21 protein-coding genes are annotated in these 15,950 nt (G+C 49.5%); 1 reads left to right on the forward strand and 20 read right to left on the reverse strand.

Annotated features, from left to right (window positions below; genetic code table 11):
• Nucleotides 1-6: 6 nt before the first annotated feature.
• The 17 genes from JF535_RS14965 to JF535_RS15045 all read right to left on the reverse strand — a co-directional run bounded on the left by JF535_RS14965 (nucleotide 7) and on the right by JF535_RS15045 (nucleotide 13,062).
• Nucleotides 7-663, reverse strand: coding sequence for a hypothetical protein (locus JF535_RS14965; protein WP_207003449.1), 657 nt, complete (start codon nucleotides 661-663; stop codon nucleotides 7-9).
• A gap of 8 nt (nucleotides 664-671) precedes the next feature.
• Nucleotides 672-968, reverse strand: a complete 297-nt coding sequence (locus tag JF535_RS14970; protein ID WP_207003451.1) for a hypothetical protein — start codon at nucleotides 966-968, stop codon at nucleotides 672-674.
• On the reverse strand, nucleotides 965-2,224 hold the full coding sequence (locus JF535_RS14975; protein ID WP_207003453.1) for a flagellar M-ring protein FliF C-terminal domain-containing protein: 1,260 nt from the start codon (nucleotides 2,222-2,224) through the stop codon (nucleotides 965-967). The genes JF535_RS14970 and JF535_RS14975 overlap by 4 nt, the downstream gene beginning before the upstream one ends.
• Before the next feature lie 5 nt (nucleotides 2,225-2,229).
• On the reverse strand, nucleotides 2,230-2,523 hold the full coding sequence (gene fliE / locus JF535_RS14980; protein ID WP_207003455.1) for a flagellar hook-basal body complex protein FliE: 294 nt from the start codon (nucleotides 2,521-2,523) through the stop codon (nucleotides 2,230-2,232).
• Nucleotides 2,520-2,912 carry a flagellar basal body rod C-terminal domain-containing protein gene (locus tag JF535_RS16975; protein WP_207003456.1) on the reverse strand — a complete coding sequence of 131 codons (393 nt, stop codon included), beginning with the start codon at nucleotides 2,910-2,912 and terminating at the stop codon, nucleotides 2,520-2,522. The genes fliE and JF535_RS16975 overlap by 4 nt, the downstream gene beginning before the upstream one ends.
• A complete protein-coding gene (locus tag JF535_RS14990; protein ID WP_207003458.1) occupies nucleotides 2,909-3,262 on the reverse strand; it encodes a hypothetical protein in 354 nt (117 codons plus the stop codon). Before JF535_RS14990 ends, JF535_RS16975 begins: the two co-directional genes overlap by 4 nt.
• A complete protein-coding gene (flgI, locus tag JF535_RS14995; protein WP_207003459.1) occupies nucleotides 3,262-4,419 on the reverse strand; it encodes a flagellar basal body P-ring protein FlgI in 1,158 nt (385 codons plus the stop codon). Before flgI ends, JF535_RS14990 begins: the two co-directional genes overlap by 1 nt.
• Complete coding sequence (locus JF535_RS15000; RefSeq protein ID WP_207003460.1) at nucleotides 4,389-4,922, reverse strand: flagellar basal body L-ring protein FlgH; 534 nt, start codon at nucleotides 4,920-4,922, stop codon at nucleotides 4,389-4,391. Before JF535_RS15000 ends, flgI begins: the two co-directional genes overlap by 31 nt.
• Complete coding sequence (locus JF535_RS15005; protein ID WP_207003462.1) at nucleotides 4,900-5,328, reverse strand: flagella basal body P-ring formation protein FlgA; 429 nt, start codon at nucleotides 5,326-5,328, stop codon at nucleotides 4,900-4,902. The genes JF535_RS15000 and JF535_RS15005 overlap by 23 nt, the downstream gene beginning before the upstream one ends.
• Nucleotides 5,329-5,672: 344 nt before the next feature.
• Nucleotides 5,673-6,410 carry a flagellar hook-basal body complex protein gene (locus JF535_RS15010; RefSeq protein WP_207003464.1) on the reverse strand — a complete coding sequence of 246 codons (738 nt, stop codon included), beginning with the start codon at nucleotides 6,408-6,410 and terminating at the stop codon, nucleotides 5,673-5,675.
• A gap of 2 nt (nucleotides 6,411-6,412) precedes the next feature.
• Nucleotides 6,413-7,105: a flagellar hook-basal body protein gene (locus JF535_RS15015; protein WP_207003466.1), complete on the reverse strand. Its 693-nt coding sequence runs from the start codon at nucleotides 7,103-7,105 to the stop codon at nucleotides 6,413-6,415.
• A 1-nt stretch (nucleotide 7,106) separates the two neighbouring features.
• Nucleotides 7,107-9,185, reverse strand: coding sequence for an FHIPEP family type III secretion protein (locus JF535_RS15020; protein ID WP_207003468.1), 2,079 nt, complete (start codon nucleotides 9,183-9,185; stop codon nucleotides 7,107-7,109).
• Nucleotides 9,167-10,171: an EscU/YscU/HrcU family type III secretion system export apparatus switch protein gene (locus tag JF535_RS15025; protein ID WP_242523861.1), complete on the reverse strand. Its 1,005-nt coding sequence runs from the start codon at nucleotides 10,169-10,171 to the stop codon at nucleotides 9,167-9,169. The genes JF535_RS15020 and JF535_RS15025 overlap by 19 nt, the downstream gene beginning before the upstream one ends.
• 48 nt (nucleotides 10,172-10,219) lie before the next feature.
• Entirely contained in the window at nucleotides 10,220-10,987 is a 768-nt protein-coding gene (locus JF535_RS15030) for a flagellar biosynthetic protein FliR (RefSeq protein WP_207003472.1), read from the reverse strand.
• A gap of 2 nt (nucleotides 10,988-10,989) precedes the next feature.
• Nucleotides 10,990-11,250: a flagellar biosynthetic protein FliQ gene (locus JF535_RS15035; protein WP_207003474.1), complete on the reverse strand. Its 261-nt coding sequence runs from the start codon at nucleotides 11,248-11,250 to the stop codon at nucleotides 10,990-10,992.
• Nucleotides 11,250-12,392: a tetratricopeptide repeat protein gene (locus JF535_RS15040; protein WP_207003476.1), complete on the reverse strand. Its 1,143-nt coding sequence runs from the start codon at nucleotides 12,390-12,392 to the stop codon at nucleotides 11,250-11,252. Before JF535_RS15040 ends, JF535_RS15035 begins: the two co-directional genes overlap by 1 nt.
• 31 nt (nucleotides 12,393-12,423) lie before the next feature.
• Nucleotides 12,424-13,062 (reverse strand): sigma-70 family RNA polymerase sigma factor, encoded by a 639-nt coding sequence (locus tag JF535_RS15045; RefSeq protein WP_207003478.1) that lies wholly within the window; start codon nucleotides 13,060-13,062, stop codon nucleotides 12,424-12,426.
• 544 nt (nucleotides 13,063-13,606) lie between these two features.
• Between JF535_RS15045 and JF535_RS17035 the strand changes: the two genes are divergently transcribed.
• A complete protein-coding gene (locus tag JF535_RS17035) occupies nucleotides 13,607-13,903 on the forward strand; it encodes a hypothetical protein (protein WP_207003480.1) in 297 nt (98 codons plus the stop codon).
• 321 nt (nucleotides 13,904-14,224) lie between these two features.
• Here the strand turns inward: JF535_RS17035 and JF535_RS15055 are convergent, their stop codons facing one another.
• The 3 genes from JF535_RS15055 to JF535_RS15065 all read right to left on the reverse strand — a co-directional run bounded on the left by JF535_RS15055 (nucleotide 14,225) and on the right by JF535_RS15065 (nucleotide 15,941).
• On the reverse strand, nucleotides 14,225-14,926 hold the full coding sequence (locus JF535_RS15055) for a transposase (protein WP_207003482.1): 702 nt from the start codon (nucleotides 14,924-14,926) through the stop codon (nucleotides 14,225-14,227).
• 90 nt (nucleotides 14,927-15,016) lie between these two features.
• The gene (locus JF535_RS15060; protein WP_207003484.1) at nucleotides 15,017-15,193 is read right to left on the reverse strand and encodes a hypothetical protein; all 177 of its coding nucleotides are present in this window, start codon (nucleotides 15,191-15,193) and stop codon (nucleotides 15,017-15,019) included.
• 283 nt (nucleotides 15,194-15,476) lie between these two features.
• Nucleotides 15,477-15,941 (reverse strand): hypothetical protein, encoded by a 465-nt coding sequence (locus tag JF535_RS15065; RefSeq protein WP_207003486.1) that lies wholly within the window; start codon nucleotides 15,939-15,941, stop codon nucleotides 15,477-15,479.
• Nucleotides 15,942-15,950 lie beyond the last annotated feature (9 nt).

Consider the following 15,950-nt stretch of genomic DNA (forward strand, 5'->3'; position numbering starts at 1 on the left):
GCAACATCACGGGCACTTTGAATCCGGAACAGGAGATTCCATCAGTGCGTCTCGAATCATTCCCGGGTCCCAGTAGAGTTCGCCATTGCTATCTATCAAAACCAACTTACATGCACCCTTCTCGACTTGAATTTTCGCCAGGTGGTGTGCCAGCGACTCGTCCATCTCAAAAGACTCTCTCAAACCTGAGTCTGCAATGATTCGGTAGTCAACCAACATCAACTCTTTGGAGAAACGCTCCACCTTGCGGGCCATCTGTTGTGCAAGGAGCTCTTCGTCGAAAAGAAAGTCACGCGCCAGCTTATTCTCAAGCTGGCTGGAAATCTCTTCGACACCACTATTGATAACCTGAGCGCCCATATTGAACTCATTTACAAGATCTGCAATTGCGTTGGCGGACTCTTCCAGCATCAAGATTTTTTTCTTTAACACCTTAGTAAGTGCGTCAATCTCTTCGCGTTCTGCCGCAACCTTACGGTTAGCTGCATTCTGGCCATCTTCAAGACCACGTTCGTAGGCCTGTTTTTCAGCAGCCTTTAACTCTTCACTTGATATCAGTCCAGGCGGAATAGCTACTGCCTCTGACTGCAACTGCGATGGTTGGACTTGTGAGAGTTCATTAGGTGCTTGCGATTGCTTTACTGGTAACTTGAGTGTTCCCATATCATTCTCTAGCCTAACTTAAGTTGCTCGAGAAGGTAGCGCTTCATTTGCTCACCTAGATTAAGTTCCCGAATAGCACGACTTCGCTTTTCATCCTCATTTGGCAAATCAGAGAACCTAGAAAGCAAACCTTCCAGGTCACGACTCTTCAAGTATTTGAATTCTCGAACAGTAAAGGTCTTATTGAGATCTTCGAGCGCACGCTGAACTGCCTCCACCTGATTATCAGGGAGGTCTGATATCGCCTTCTTTTGAGCGGCATCCGGTAAATTTGCCAATGCAATTGCTGTTAACTTTGCATTCACGGTACAACTTCCCCAGACAGCCAGGATTCGACCTTCTTGACGACTCGCTTTCTCTGACGCCTTCTATGCAATCGATTCGCAACAAGCACAAGTGCCACACCAGCTGAAATCGCTACTTCCCACAGCAGCAATGTCTTCGAGCCAGTAGCTCCTACCCCAGTCTGAGATACAGTGATCTCTGAAGGTAGTAGTGGCGCGTCTAAACTAGTTACGCTTTCTAAGACACTTAATCTGATTACAGTGAGACTATCACCACGTTGCTCATCGAGCCCAATGGCACTAGAGATGAGCTCCTTAATCGCGGCAAGGTGTGAGTCACTGATGTCCGCATTAATAGCTACACCCATGCCAATTTTGACGATCTGACCTGCAGGAACCTCAATATTTTCAGACTTGGTTCCATACTCATAGCTAATATCTTCTACTGCCTCTCCATCTTCGCTCGATGTCACTTTCTTTGTGCGAACAACGGAAGATGACGCAACCGGTGCGGTTGATGCGATGGTCTTGCTATCTTTGGTCATTGTGACAGAAACGCTGACACTGAAATCTGCAGGTTTAAACCACGTTAGTAGCATCTTCGATACTGACTCAGCGATGTCCGATTCACGCGACCTCTCCTGCGCCGAGATGGCATCGACGCCTGTGCCTACGCCAATCGCACCTGCGCGGTTCCCGCTATCCTGGATTACGGAAACACTTTCGGCCGCGATGTCTGGAACTGCGCCGATGACGATACTGCGGACTGCGGGCTCAATGCTGGCCAGACTTCCTTCATCGGAAAGTGACACAACAACCGATGCAGCCACTTCCTCAGTTTTTCGAAATATTCTCGTCTTTGTTGGTATTGCCAAATGTACCCGTGCGTCAAGTACACCCTTTAGGGAAACAATCGTTTTCTCAAGTTCTCCCTGCAATGCGCGCTGATAGGATATCTTTTGTGCAAACTCCGTCGCACCGTAGCTATCATCCTGAAAGATCTCAAAACCGACCCTTTCATGATTGAGGACACCAGTAGCACCAACTGATCGCCGAACTTCCTCAATTTGATCCGAGGAAACCATGATCTGACCCGAGTCATTTACGCTATACCGTATTCCACGTGTGGCAAGATAGTTTTTAAGCGCTTCTTGCTTCTGCTCATTTGCCAAGCTATCCACTACGACATGGTCACCTTTCCACAGCACATACGTCGTCAAACCGGCTATAATTGTCAGTACAACAATCGCTACTGACAGTAAGAGTTTCGAATTCATCGCGGTTACACCTGCATTCTCATTACTTCTTGGTAGGCTTCAACCACCTTGTTTCTTAGCTCCGTAACGGCCTGTAGCTTGAGCTTGATGTTCTGCATTTCGATCATGACTGTATGTAACTCGATATCTCCACCACGAACAAATTCTTCGACCAATCCTTCGACACGGATCGTTTCCTGCGAAACATTATCAAGAAACTGTGTGAAATCTGGCCCATTAGACAACCCATTTACTGATGTTTCATTGCCAATAATTTCGCTCATTGCGCTATATACTGGTCGAATGCTATCAATACTCATCGTCCTATCTCCCGCGCAGTGGCCTTCATACTAGAAATTGAGTTATACACTTTGATCGCAGCCTCATAACGGCGCTTGGTCAGACTCATTTCAACAAACTCTTTTGCAACATCAACATCCACCATTCGAACGTATCCCGCAGAGTCTGCCGAGTCTGATTCAGGTAGATACACTTTCTTTGTAGGTACCTCAACCGCGCCCATCAGTGTCTCTAGTTGATCACTGAAAGAAAGGCGGTCAGAACCATGGACATAGCCGACGTAGAGCGATTCTGTCCCTGTAGGAAGCATCCTCTCTGCGTTCGCCACAAGAAATGTAGAAAGCTCTACCGACGCCAGGTCTCGCTGCATTGAGCGAGCAAGTTCTTCCACAGCCGCGGTTGTACTCACTTACCTTTCCCCAGTGCCACTTGATATAACTCAACCATCTGGTTGTAGACAGTACCAATATTCTTGTAACTGCCAGACAGCCTCTGACTTGAGAGCACTACTTCTGGCAGGGCTACCTCACGCGCATTTACCGTGACATATTCGTCGACCAACTGAGATGCCTCAGCCCAAAATGATTGATAGCTTCCTCCGGCTTCAAGGTGTTCAGCCAAGATTTCATTGAAATCCGCAACAACCTTAAAGCCCCTACCCGTTCCCGTCGCACCAAAGTTTCTGCTATTAACTTCCTGTGCTGCGGCATAGTAGTCAAGGGCCGAACCCACAAGTGCCGACATAGAATCTACGTTCATTATTCCACCACTATTTCTGCTTGAATCGCACCCGCACTTTTCAGCGCTTGCAGGATGCTGATAATGTCTCGCGTTTGAACACCAATACTGGAGAGGTGCTTCAGAAGCTCGTCGACCTTGGTACCTTTACGCATTGTCACGGGTGCGCGCTCTTCTTCGGCCACAACAATATCCGTGCTCGGCACAACCTCAGTGCGAATATCCCCTGTCCTCGATCTACGCCCGGCAAACAGACCTACTGCATACGGCTGACTTACGTCATATACAGTGGTAATCGCTACGTGAATGTTTTCGTGAGAAATCGTCGCTTCCCCGATTTCGATATGCCCACCGGCTACAATCGTGCCCGTTTTTTCGTTAATAACAATGCGATTTCTTTCAACCAGGTCGATATTCACCGCTAGCGCTCGGGTTATTACGTCAAAAGGAGAACCACCCTTCGCATCCGATGGTGAAACAAGCACTTTTCCAGGATTTAGCGGTTCCGCAAAGGCACCTGGAACTCGATCGGTAATGGCACTTGCGATATCACTTGCCATCTGGAAGTTGGGCTCATTCAAAATCAATACAACGCCACCATCTTCACCGATAAAATCAGAATTGAAATTTCGCTCTACAATGGCCCCTTTGGTGACCTTGCCTACCGTGGGGTGGTTCTTTTGTAAGCTAGTATCGAACTTGGAGTAGTTATAACCACCAGTAACGACTGGGCCCTGCGCCAACGCATGCATTCGGTTATCCGGACCTTCAAGCGGTGTCATAAAGAGCGTTCCACCCGCGAGCGAGCGGGCATCACCCAGTGATGAAACCTGAACGTCGATCCGATCTCCACGTGAAGCAAACGGCGGCAAGGTTGCTGTGACGATTACCGCAGCAACATTCCGGGATGCGGAATTAAACCTCTCCGTATTGACACCAAATTCTCGCAGAGTATTCGAAACACTCTGTATCGTTGCACGATTTCTTGCAGAATCCCCTGTCCCCGCGAGGCCGACAACCAGACCATAGCCCACCAACTGGTTATCTCGTATGCCTTCTATGCGCGTCACCTCTTCAATGGTGATAGCATAGACCGAGACGGAGAAGCATGCGGCAATCACACATAGCAGTCGCAAGAACATATACATCAGTTGAGCCCCAGCCATCTCATTACCCACGTAATCGCACCTGCCCGTTGCGCACCACCTACCACTCCGTCACCGACAAATTCAATATGAGCATCCATTAGACGGGTTGAGTAAATCGTGTTATCTCGAGAAATATCTTCAGGACGAAGTGTGCCGAAGATGAACAAGGATTGCGCCTCTCCATTGATCACTATCACTTGCTCCCCTTTTACAATCAAATGGCCAACCTCGCTATAACCAATTACGCGTGCGGTGAGTTGACCTTGAAGCGCACCGCGGCGGGAGGTGACTGCCTCACCGCGGGATTCGGAATCAAACCCAAACCCTACTCGATGGTCGGAGGTGGAGTCATAAGCCGACGCATTGAAATCCAATTCTCTCTCGCGATCTGTGAACGCCGAACTCTCGGCCGCTGTGCGCTCGGCTATATATACGGTTACCGTATCCCCTATCTGGTAAGCGCGTTTATCAGCAGCAATACCTTGATACAAGTCAGGGTCTACCAGATCTTCAGCAACGGCAGGGGTCAGCATGACTGTCGCGCAGAGCAGTACAACGAATAGCAACCTCATGATTATTCAGTATCCCGCAATTTAATTGGTTGTTATGGAGTGTGACAACTTTAAGCGTATCGCCAATGTCAGCGTCAGAGATCGCCACAGATTTCAAGTTGATGATAATGCCACGGGCCTGAGATTGAAGGATCAGCTCATCGCCAGCCGCTATTATTTTTCTCTGAACGGCATTCACATTGGTTAACATCTCACCTCGCTTTATGCGCTTCTTGGCGAGATAATTTTTCGCTGGGTTCCCAAATACGCCTTCAAAGTCAACCCAGCGCCCCTCAATCTTGGCCTTGTAACCTAAAATCGACCTGCCTTTACGGTAGCTTTTATCTGCAATTAGCACTTGTGCAAAAAGCTCGACATTCAACCACACAGCCTTTCGCACCCGGATCCCATGCAGATCATTACCGAATAGCTCAACCTTGCGGATGCCCGGACGACAGGGGTGCTCAAACTGCGATACAAGCTCCGGCCCTACGAGGATCCCTTGCGCCTTCTCGTACCCCTTGAGAGCAGTAGCCCGGACGGTGCAACCCTGTGATCGCGCTTGCTTTACAAGTAACTCTCTCGCGAAGATAGCAATGCTGCATGTCTCACTTCCACAAGATGGAGTCACATCTGAATTTCCGCGGTCACCTGAGACCAGCGCTGAGCGTTCCTGTGCATTTATCGAAGTCGTTACTAGACAAACGAGAAAGCAAATGATCGCTTTACTAGTCATCGCCGCAGGTTATTGACCGTTTCCATGATCTGATCGCCGATCTGCACTATCTTTGCATTTAGCTGGTAGCCACGCTGTGCCATTATTAGCTGGACCATCTCCTGAGTAAGCTCTACGTTGCTGCCTTCCACATATCCCTGGCGTACCAGCCCCATACCCGAGTCTCCGGGGGTAGCCGCAGTCACTTCGATGCCGTCCTCGACGTAGAATAGTCCACCCTGACCCTGCGACATCTTCGATACATCCATCACACTGTGGAGCTGTATTTCGCCAAGAAGCACCGTTTCGGCCCCGTCCAACTTTCCTATTACTTCACCTGTTGGAGAAATAGACACACTTTCCACACCGTACGGTACATTCACATAGTCTGAAAGCTTTTCACCTGAGGATGTTTTTAGATAGCCGTCTTCATCCACCGACAATCTTGTACTGCGTACATAAGCATAATCGCCGTTTTCCAAAGCAACCTGAAAAAAGCCGTTACCCTGAATCGCTATGTCCCACTGATTGTTGGTGACTTGCATCGCGCCCTGACTCAGGTCATTACGAACACCTTCTACTGCAACACCACTCAATGCCTGACCCGATTCACCAGCTGCCTGCAGCACAGCGGTGAACTCTACGCCTGCTTTCTTATAGCCCCGAGTATTCATATTTGAGATGTTGTTAGAGATAACATCCAATTGTTCAGCCTGGGCATTCAGCCCTGTTTGAGCGATATAAAGTGCGTCCACAACTACTTCCCGATTTGGTTAATGCCAGTATCGTAAATACTGTCGATTGTCATTAGCGCACGCTGTACGGATTCAACATGCTTGGTCTTTTGCATCATGCTGATCATCTCTGATGCACTGTTCATATTCGGGACCACTACATGCCCCTGCAGAATCGAGGCCCCCTCGGCAATGCCGCCAAGATCCCCGGCTTGAATCCGATAAGCACCGTTAACCATCTCCGCGGACAAATGTCCCACAATTGAAACAAGTGCAATCCGCGACTCATGGGAACCATCAAGTGCGCGAATTCCGTCCCGCGTTATTTCAAAGTCTGAATGTATAACGATCTTCGAGCCACTTTCATCAAGTACAGGTAAGCCAAAAGAATTCGTCAACACGCCCTCGGGATTCACCGTCAATGTCACGCTCTTGGCGATCGAGGCACTACCATCGCGTGACTCCAGCCATAAATAGCCGTCACCGATTACCGCGAGATCTCTTTCTGAACCAGTAGGCTTAATGGAGACATCGTGCGCGCGTACTCGGATGATCGGCTCAGAGGATGAATCGACCTGAAACTCAATCGGTGCAATCTCTGCACCAATCGGCATATAGCCGGGCGTGCCAATATTGGCCACATTCTGGCTAAGCAGCTCTACCTGCTGAATATTTCCCTGAATAGCCTTCAGGCTATACTCGTAACCCGCACTCACGTTATACCCTGATCATTTGGTTAGAATTAATTTTTATGTCACTAACGATTTCCGCAGTGGAGAGCACTTTGAGAGACGGCAACATACGTCGACAAAATTCAAACATCGGACGACGCAGTCGAACACAGCATACTAAGACAGGCTCCTGACCTCTAGAAATTACGGCATCACTGGCTTCGACAATGCTAGACATTAAACGGTCAAGGATTGACGGATCAGGCACCAACACTCCCCCCCGGTCATCCTTGCGGATCGAAGCCACGAGCGTATTTTCAAGATCCGGTGCGATGGAAATAACTTCCAGTGCCTCCCGGCCCGAAGCAATTTTCTCGACTATTTGAGATCCCAAACGGGCACGCACTAATTCCACAATGTCGTAACGGTTGTTACCGGTGGTAACTGCCTCGGCAATCGCTTCCAAAATTCGAGGGAAGTTTCGAATTGAGACACCTTCTCTGAGCAGCTCTTTGAGGATGGACTGCAGTTCCGATATTTGGAGCTTGTTGGGAATTAATTCATCCAGGAGACCAGACAAGTCGCCACGAATCTGGTCAACCATCATCTCAACAGTCTGCCGTGTAAGCAGTTCCTCCCCCTTCATATTGATCGCCTGCTGTAAATGCGTAATCATAAGTGTATCGGGGTTCACGAGCGTACAACCCTCCCGCTTTGCAAGGTCGTATTGCTTTGCATCAATCCATTTTGCCGGCAACTTATAGGCTGGTTCGCGCGTATCAACACCAGTAAGTGCATCCAGATTTCCGCCGGGTGATATGGCCATTTTCTGGCCGTCATACAGGGTGCCGCTACCGACCATAGAGCCATGGAACGCGATACTATAGGCATTGCCGGTCAACTTTTTCGATGGCACATAACTCACCAACGGAACCAGCAATCCAAGCTCTTGGGCGATTTGCCGACGCAAGTTCTCATACAGGGCATTTAGATGGTCTCGCTGCGTCTCCACATACTTGGCTATCTCTGTTCCATACTGAAACTCAATTGGCTTCATCCGCAATAAGTCGGCGAAACTCTCTGGCTCAGAATCATCAACCAACGCGTTCGGCTCTTCGGTATCTTCCTGCTCCTGCTTAATCGAAAGTGAGTACCAGGTTGCCGCCCCGAACACCAACGCCAACAGCAATGGTGGCCATGCGGGAAGACCTGGCAATAGACAGACCAACAACAGTACGATGGCAATCAAAGAGAGGATTTTTGGATTGGCAGTAATTTGCGCCACAACCTCTTCACCGAGGCGCGAATCCGTCGCTGCACGCGTAATCAGAATACCTGTAGCGACGGCAATAATGAGAGAGGGAATCTGCGTGACAATTCCATCTCCGACCGTCAGAAGCGTGAATGTCTCTAGTGCTTCTCCCCAGGTCATACCATGTTGCGCAAGGCCAATGGAAAGGCCACCGATAATATCGATCAAGATAATGATGATACCGGCAATGGCATCGCCCTTCACAAACTTCGTCGAGCCATCCATCGCCCCGTAGAAATTTGCCTCGCGCTCAATATCATCTCGCCGCTTCCTCGCGGTCTTTTCATCGATGAGCCCCATATTCAGGTCCGCATCAATACTCATTTGCTTGCCGGGCATACTGTCCAAAGTGAAGCGTGCGGCCACTTCCGCCACACGCTGGGCGCCATTGGTTACCACGACGTACTGAACCACCACCAGAATCAGGAATACCACGAGGCCGATGACATAGTTCCCCCCAACGACATACTCGCCAATCGCGCCAATGACCTTGCCAGCCTCGGCATCTGCCAGGATCAGACGCGTAGCGGCAATATTCAGTGCAAGCCGGAATAGCGTTGCCATGAGCAGTAATGATGGGAAGGTCGAGAACTTAATCGGCTTATCACTGTAGAATGTGATAAGCAGCATCAGCAGCGCAAAGCTGAAGTTCAGAATAATCAGAAAGTCCAGCAGGAAGCCCGGAACCGGCACAAACAGCGCCATCAAAATACCGATCATAGCAACCACCAGCGCAAGGTCCTGATAACTTGCCTGGTAATGCTGCTTCAGCGCTTTAAGCTGATTGGGTAATTTTAGCGTTGGTAAAACCACTGATACACTTCCGCTACTTCTTTGTAAGAATCTGGTGAAATCGGCTGCTCTAGCCGACTTGTTTTATACAACTGACGTGCCAATGCTGGCCGGGCAACAATGGGCTTGCCATAAATTCTCGCCCGGCGCTTGATCTCCAATGCAAGCGCGCCGGCGCCCAAGCTAACGACCTTCGGGGCAATCATCGCGTTGCGCTCAAACCGCAGGGCAACCGCATAGTGGGTCGGGTTTACCAGCACCAAATCAGCGGACTTCACATTGACCAATGCCTTGGTCTTCTCCAGCAGCTCTTTCTGTGACTGCTTGCGCTTTTTCTTTTGCTCCGGATTCCCATCCAGCCGCTTGTGCTCATCCTTTACCTCTTTACGGCTCATGCGCATTTGCCGCAGGAAATCCCTTCTGGTGTAGAGCTTGTCCACGATCACAATCGGCAATAGCATCAGGATAAATACCAGTACCACCTGCACCACGATATCCGTAGTCCAGCCGCCAACACTGGATAGCTGCAGCGTCACCCCACTCACCAGCCACTTAACCAGCGGTATACCCATCAGCAGGATAAACGCGAACAAAAAGCCGATCTTCAGTACTGCCTTGAGCAATTCATACAAGACTCTGCGGGAAAACAGCTTCTTGAAGCCTGCCGCAGGGTTCAGGCGCTGAAAGTCCGGCTTTAGCGGAAAGGTGGAAACCACAAACTTTACCTGAGCCAGATTGACCAGCACCGCGGCCAATACAATTGTCACCAATACTGGCCCGAGAACGTTCAACACGCCGCCCAAAAAGTATGACATCCAACTTACCGGTGCACCGGGCACCATTGGCTCCGAAAAACCACGCGAGATGACGGTGCGCAACATCGCCTCTGCACCGCTTGCGAGCCTTTCCTTAAACAGCAAAACCGCAAGCAGGCACACCGAAACCACAGCGAAGGCATTTAGCTCGAGGCTTTTCGAGACCTGACCTTTCTTGCGCGCCTCACGCAATTTAAAGGGCGAGGCCTCTTCGCTTTTATCCTGATCCTGCTCCGCCATTTACCGGCCCACCGCCATCAACATAAATTCGCGGATGTTGGCTAGCATCTGCTCAAGCCCTGCCCCAGTCAGGCGTACACTGACCACCAGAGTCACAAGGCCAATAAAGATTTTTAGTGGCAAGCCAACAAAGTACACATTCATCTGCGGCATGCTTTTAGCCAGGTAGCCAATACAGAAATCGAAAATCAAAAGTGCCATAGAAACCGGCAGAAAAATCGTCAGCGCCAGGGTAAATTGCTGGGTCAGATAAGCAGTAAACGCACCAAGATCCAGCTCTACTCCACTCCCAAACATTGGCAGCAACTTGAACGACAGCAGTAATATTCCAAGAATGTCGTAGTGGAAGCCGAGCTCAAATGTCAGTACAAACAGTACCCACAGGTACAATGTGCCGATGATGGACTCCGAACTATTGGTTGCCGGGTCCAGCACCGCAGCGGCACCAAAGCCCATTTGCATATCCACCATACGTGCCAGCGTCAGTACCGCTGCGGAACCGACAAAAAAACCAGCAGCCAAGGCAGTGCCGATAAATGCCTCAATAGAAGCCGCCCGCAGGAACTCCGCGAACCCCAGGGTTGCCGGCACCTGAAGCTGCGGCGACAACTGCACGCAGCCGATGGCCGCGGTCGCCGTTAACATCAGGCGCACACTTGCGGGCACGCGAGACAAAGGGTTTGACAGCGCAACAAACAGCAACGGCGCCAGGCGCACCATGGCCAGCACGACAAGTGCAGATTGCCGGGAAAGCGATTCCAGCAGCATAGTTACCCTGCCACCATGCCAATCGACTTTTCAGCAAATTCCATCCATGTTGCGAGTATCCAATTGCCCATCAAAATCAGTACGACGACCGCACCAATAATTTTGGGTACGAAGGTGAGTGACATTTCCTGGATTTGCGTCACTACCTGGAAAATTGACACAAAGAGCCCGATAAACAGGGCCGCAGCCAGCACCGGCGCACTCATCCATGCGGCCACTTCCAGCATGGATGCCATTAGGCGCATGGCCGTATCCGGTTCCATTACAGTTGCTCGCCGCGGCTAGCGAGATATTTCTGCACCATCTCCGGCAGCTTACCTTCCACCTTCTGGCCCGTAGGTGTTGCGAACAGTTTCTGGCGCAGCTGTTCCGCCGCGCCCACCTGCCCCCGATGCTCAAAATAGAGTGCCTGAGCGTAGCGGCCAGACAGGTTTCCGCTGTCAAGCCCTAATGCGCGCTTGCTGGCGCGTTGCACTACGTCCCAGTTACCCTGCAGTGCATTCACTACTGCCAGACCTCCGTGGCTTTCGGCAAAGTTCCGATTCAGCTCAAGAGCCTGCTCAAACGCGTGCAGCGCCGCATCCAGATCCCCCCGTAAAACCTCACACCAGCCAAGCAGGTGCCAGGTACCAATGTGTTCCGGCATTAGTTCCACCGCCCTGGTGAAGCTAACTCTGGCCTCATTGAAATCAAACTCCGCCAGTTGCAACTGACCTTTTACCGTCCAAAACCGCCCAACACAGGGGTATTCACGGAGCCCCAGATCACACCATGACGCTGCCTCCGTGTAGGACTGCAGTGCGGTATAGGCATCGGCCATCGCCAGTAAGGCCTCAAATTGGTGGGGCTCTTCCTGTAACACACCGCCAGCCAGCTCAATTGCCCTTTCGCGATTGCCGGCATCGTTGTAAACAAGAGCGAGGAGCCCGCAGGTTTGCGGCTCGGCCTTCTCCGCAATGGCAGCTTCAAGCGTCTCCACCGCATGAGGAAGCTCACCCAAGTGGTGATACGCGCGGCCCTTGAGTATGAGCACCTCCGGGGTAGGCTTGGATACGCCCATTAATAGCGTCGCCACCTCCGCATACTGGCGCTGCTGAAACAGTGCGTATGCCAAATTGTATTGGATTGCCAGCTGACCCGATGCTTTCGCGTCCGCCCAGCGGAAGCAAAATTCCGCCTGCTTATAGTCATTCATCGCAAGGCACAGCAGGCCTGCGGAATGTGAGACCTGAGGAAATCCCAAGACACTCTCAGGCAACGCATCGATAAACTCGCGCGCCTCCTCCAGAGTTCCCGTTTCAAAATATTTCGCCAGTAAATCCTGCGTGAGCATCGGGTTTTCTTGATCTTGCTCCCAGAATTTCTTCAGTCTTTGCAGGTCTTCTAGCTTTTCGCTATTACTCACAAGCTTGTCTCGTCATTGGCAAAGTTGCCGATTAAATTTCTGTTATTAATTGGTACTTGAGCTTATCCAACGCCATTTTTTTTACCTGGCTCACCCGCCCTTCGGACAAACGTAACGCACGCGCCACTTCCCGATTGCTTTGGTCATGAAAATAGGCAAGTTTGATCACTTCCTGCTCCCGTCTACTCAACCGCGCAACCAAATCATTCAACACCGTGTGCATTTCACTCTTGCAGGTAAAGTTCGGGTAAATGGGCGCAGCTTCTGCACCCAAGCTATTCAGCAAAATTTCCATGACCATTCCGTCGAGCTGGTCTACTAGCGCGGTAAATGGGCGGGACCCTTGTTCTTCATTGGGAGTATTCAAAGTCTGCCGATTTTCAGCAGTTACCTCATCCAACAGTGCACCGCGAACCCGCTTTCGCGCAAACGCTTCAAACGGAACACCTTTATCCGGGCAGAAACGCGCTATGGATTCCAGCAATGCCATCGAAGTGATCTGACGAATATCATCATGGGGAACTAAATTTGGCGGAAAGGTTTTCATCAAAGAAAAAGCTACCGATACACCCCAGGGCAGGTAGTGTGCAATAAGTGCATCTCGAGAAGCACTATCACCACCTCGTTCCCACTGTTCCCAAAGACTAATTTTTTGTTCTTTTTCTCCCACCGGGAATGGCGTCCAATTAATCGAGGCAGAGAGAATACAGCCGCTATAAACTGTGACAAATAAGTCAAAACGATTTCACACAAAAATGTGATACACCTCGCAAATGCGGAAATGGAAATGTCAAAATCTTACACAATTCGCTTAAGAAGCAACCGAAACTCAGAAATAAGGGTAAATGATGTATTAGATAATAGTCATTAAAGTCACGTCCGGACGGCCGTTCGAACGTTGCGTATGCGGTGGAAATGAAGCACTTGCGCGATAACATGTAATTTGAGGATAGGTGCAGGAACTGAAACTCTACATTTCCTGTACTTTCACTAAGTCACGGTTTCGCCTACTCCACTGCAGTGGCTGAAAGGAATACCCGCTTACGACAAACGTAACCTCAATCGATACTGTGGACCTCAATCCGATCCGGGCAACAATGGCGGAGTCACCGGAGGAGTCTGATCACACCTCCATAAAGCAGCGTATTATCACTGCGAGAAGCGCGCAACAGCCTTCCGCCCTTTTTCCTTTTGTCGGCAATCCCAGAGAGCCCATGCCCACAGGGCTGCCATTTAAGGTGCAGGATTATATTGAGCTGGTGGATTGGAGTGGACGGTGCCTTCGCGATGACAAGCGCGGGGCCATCAAAAAACAACTGCCACCTATTCTTGAGCGCTTACAGATTGCCCCCCGCCACTGGGCCTACATGAACAAACACTTTGAAAGCCGCTTTAAATCCCTGGTTGGTACGGGATACACGGTTCGTGCTGCTTGTGAACATCTTGGCAAGCGCTGGGCACATGGTATTCGTGATTGTGAGCGATATTTTTCATCGCCGATTACATCTTAGAATATAACCCCCTCCGGATAAGCAAACCTACATCGCACTTTCCCCGCGAAGCTATTTCTTGCCTCCAAAATCCAAACGAGCCAAAAACCGACTAAATTCGGCTCTATTGCCTCGCTGCGAGGAAGAAACCAAGAAGTTCAAAACTTCAAAATAGACATCCGAAAGCAATTACCCACTATATGGATGTCCTTTTCTTTCGTAGCCGGGAATGGGCGGGCCAGTGATTGCCAACTGGCAGAAAAATTTGCGGCGAGATTTTCTGAGGCCTCACGAATTTCGTTTGGGGTACCGACGAGCAACTGTGATTCCCCCATTTGACATTCAATTTGTGTTAACGATGCTCTTTCGGGGCCGCCCAATGGGAACGTCAGTCACACGGCGAGCATGCTGTCGTTCGACCTCCTCTTTAAAGCGTAGACTACCCAGCGCCATTCCCTTATTCACTGAAGTGCGAATTTCCTCCAAAGCGGGACCATCCAGATGATAAGAGAATAGTGCACGGTATTGCTCGCAACGCTCCTTAGGAGAGCGACCGAGCGCTAAATATTCCGGGTGTGGCGTGATCAGGCTCGACACCTTGCCAAACCCATTGCACGCATAGCTAGACCAGTAATATTCCCCAGGGTCTGCCACCATATTGGCATTCACAGGGTTTAATTCAATGTATCGATAACACTGAAGCAAATAGCCTTCAGATTCCACCAAGCAAGATTTGTAACGCCCTTCCCACAAAGTACCGGAACGCCTGTACTCGCGGTTAAAGTAACGCACGTATATTCGCCCCAGTGCCTGCATCATTTTGCTCACGGCGCCATCAGATAGTGGGGTCACCAGTAAGTGTACATGGTTCGTCATCAAGACCCAGGCATGGACCTGAACACCAAATGATTTGGAATACTGCTTTAGCCAGCCGACATAGGCAATCATGTCCTGCTCTGAACAAAAGCAAACCTGACGATTGTTACCGCGCTGAATGACATGCTGTGGAATACCCGCGGGACCGAGACGAGGCAATCTGGCCATGGAAAAATCCCTTTTTCCTGATGGCAACAGACTAACGGATGAATAATTTATGGGGTTCCAATGGGCGTCAAAACGTTGATCTGACCCCATTTATTGAATCAACACCCAGGCATTGACCTGAACACCAAATGATTTGGAATACTGCTTTAGCCAGCCGACATAGGCAATCATGTCCTGCTCTGAACAAAAGCAAACCTGACGGTTGTTACCGCGCTGAATGACATGTTGCGGAATACCCGCGGGACCGAGACGAGGCAATCTGGCCATGGAAAAATCCTTTTTCCTGATGGCAACAGACTAACGGATGAATAATTTATGGGGTTCCAATGGGCGTCAAAATGTTGATCTGACCCCATTTAATTATGTTGATCTGACCCCATTTAATTATGGGGTTCCAATGGGCGTCAAAATGTTGATCTGACCCCATTCATTCTGTGACCCCATTTATTTCTGAGGAAGAAAACAAAAAGTTCAAACCTTCAAAACAGGCATCCGAAAGCAATTCCTTACTATATGGATGTTGTTTTCTTTCTGACACCAATTTATTCGATCACAGTCCCAATCGCCGTAGAAAATCCTGATCTCGCTTTTGATATTCAAGTTTAAGTGCATCATCAATCGGACACAAAGCATCTGAGAACCGTGACAAAAAACCAAGCAATTGCTCAAAACTTAAGTTCACGTACTCTTCTAAACCTTTTCTACGGAGAGATTTATCCGCAATTTCGTCATCCAACTTATACCTGCTCTTAATGTCCTCTAGATGCTTCGAGTCTCTCTCAAGATTTTTCAAATCCAGCAGTTCTCGAATTACCCTCATCGAATATGTATTTCCTTCACGATCAATTACTTTGGTATTGATGGAAGGCGCGTAATATCTCTCTATCGATATTTCAATCGCACAATCATTTTTTGAAAAAATTGCTACATATTCATTATCTACTAACTTAAGAAAACCTAGTTTATTGAAAATAGATTCCTTCGAGTCGAGAAATTTTCCATATGGATTTTTCATCTTAAACTC

Source organism: Microbulbifer salipaludis, from assembly GCF_017303155.1.
In the GTDB taxonomy this organism is placed as follows: Bacteria; Pseudomonadota; Gammaproteobacteria; order Pseudomonadales; family Cellvibrionaceae; genus Microbulbifer; species Microbulbifer salipaludis.

Coding starts and splice junctions, on each gene's coding strand:
- JF535_RS14965 (WP_207003449.1), bottom strand. CDS start 663: ATGGGAACACTCAAGTTACCAGTAAAGCAATCGCAAGCACCTAATGAA.
- JF535_RS14975 (WP_207003453.1), bottom strand. CDS start 2,224: ATGAATTCGAAACTCTTACTGTCAGTAGCGATTGTTGTACTGACAATT.
- fliE (WP_207003455.1), bottom strand. CDS start 2,523: ATGAGTATTGATAGCATTCGACCAGTATATAGCGCAATGAGCGAAATT.
- JF535_RS14990 (WP_207003458.1), bottom strand. CDS start 3,262: ATGAACGTAGATTCTATGTCGGCACTTGTGGGTTCGGCCCTTGACTAC.
- JF535_RS15000 (WP_207003460.1), bottom strand. CDS start 4,922: ATGCTGACCCCTGCCGTTGCTGAAGATCTGGTAGACCCTGACTTGTAT.
- JF535_RS15030 (WP_207003472.1), bottom strand. CDS start 10,987: ATGCTGCTGGAATCGCTTTCCCGGCAATCTGCACTTGTCGTGCTGGCC.
- JF535_RS15035 (WP_207003474.1), bottom strand. CDS start 11,250: ATGGAACCGGATACGGCCATGCGCCTAATGGCATCCATGCTGGAAGTG.
- JF535_RS17035 (WP_207003480.1), top strand. CDS start 13,607: ATGCCCACAGGGCTGCCATTTAAGGTGCAGGATTATATTGAGCTGGTG.
- JF535_RS15055 (WP_207003482.1), bottom strand. CDS start 14,926: ATGGCCAGATTGCCTCGTCTCGGTCCCGCGGGTATTCCACAGCATGTC.
- JF535_RS15060 (WP_207003484.1), bottom strand. CDS start 15,193: ATGGCCAGATTGCCTCGTCTCGGTCCCGCGGGTATTCCGCAACATGTC.
- JF535_RS15065 (WP_207003486.1), bottom strand. CDS start 15,941: ATGAAAAATCCATATGGAAAATTTCTCGACTCGAAGGAATCTATTTTC.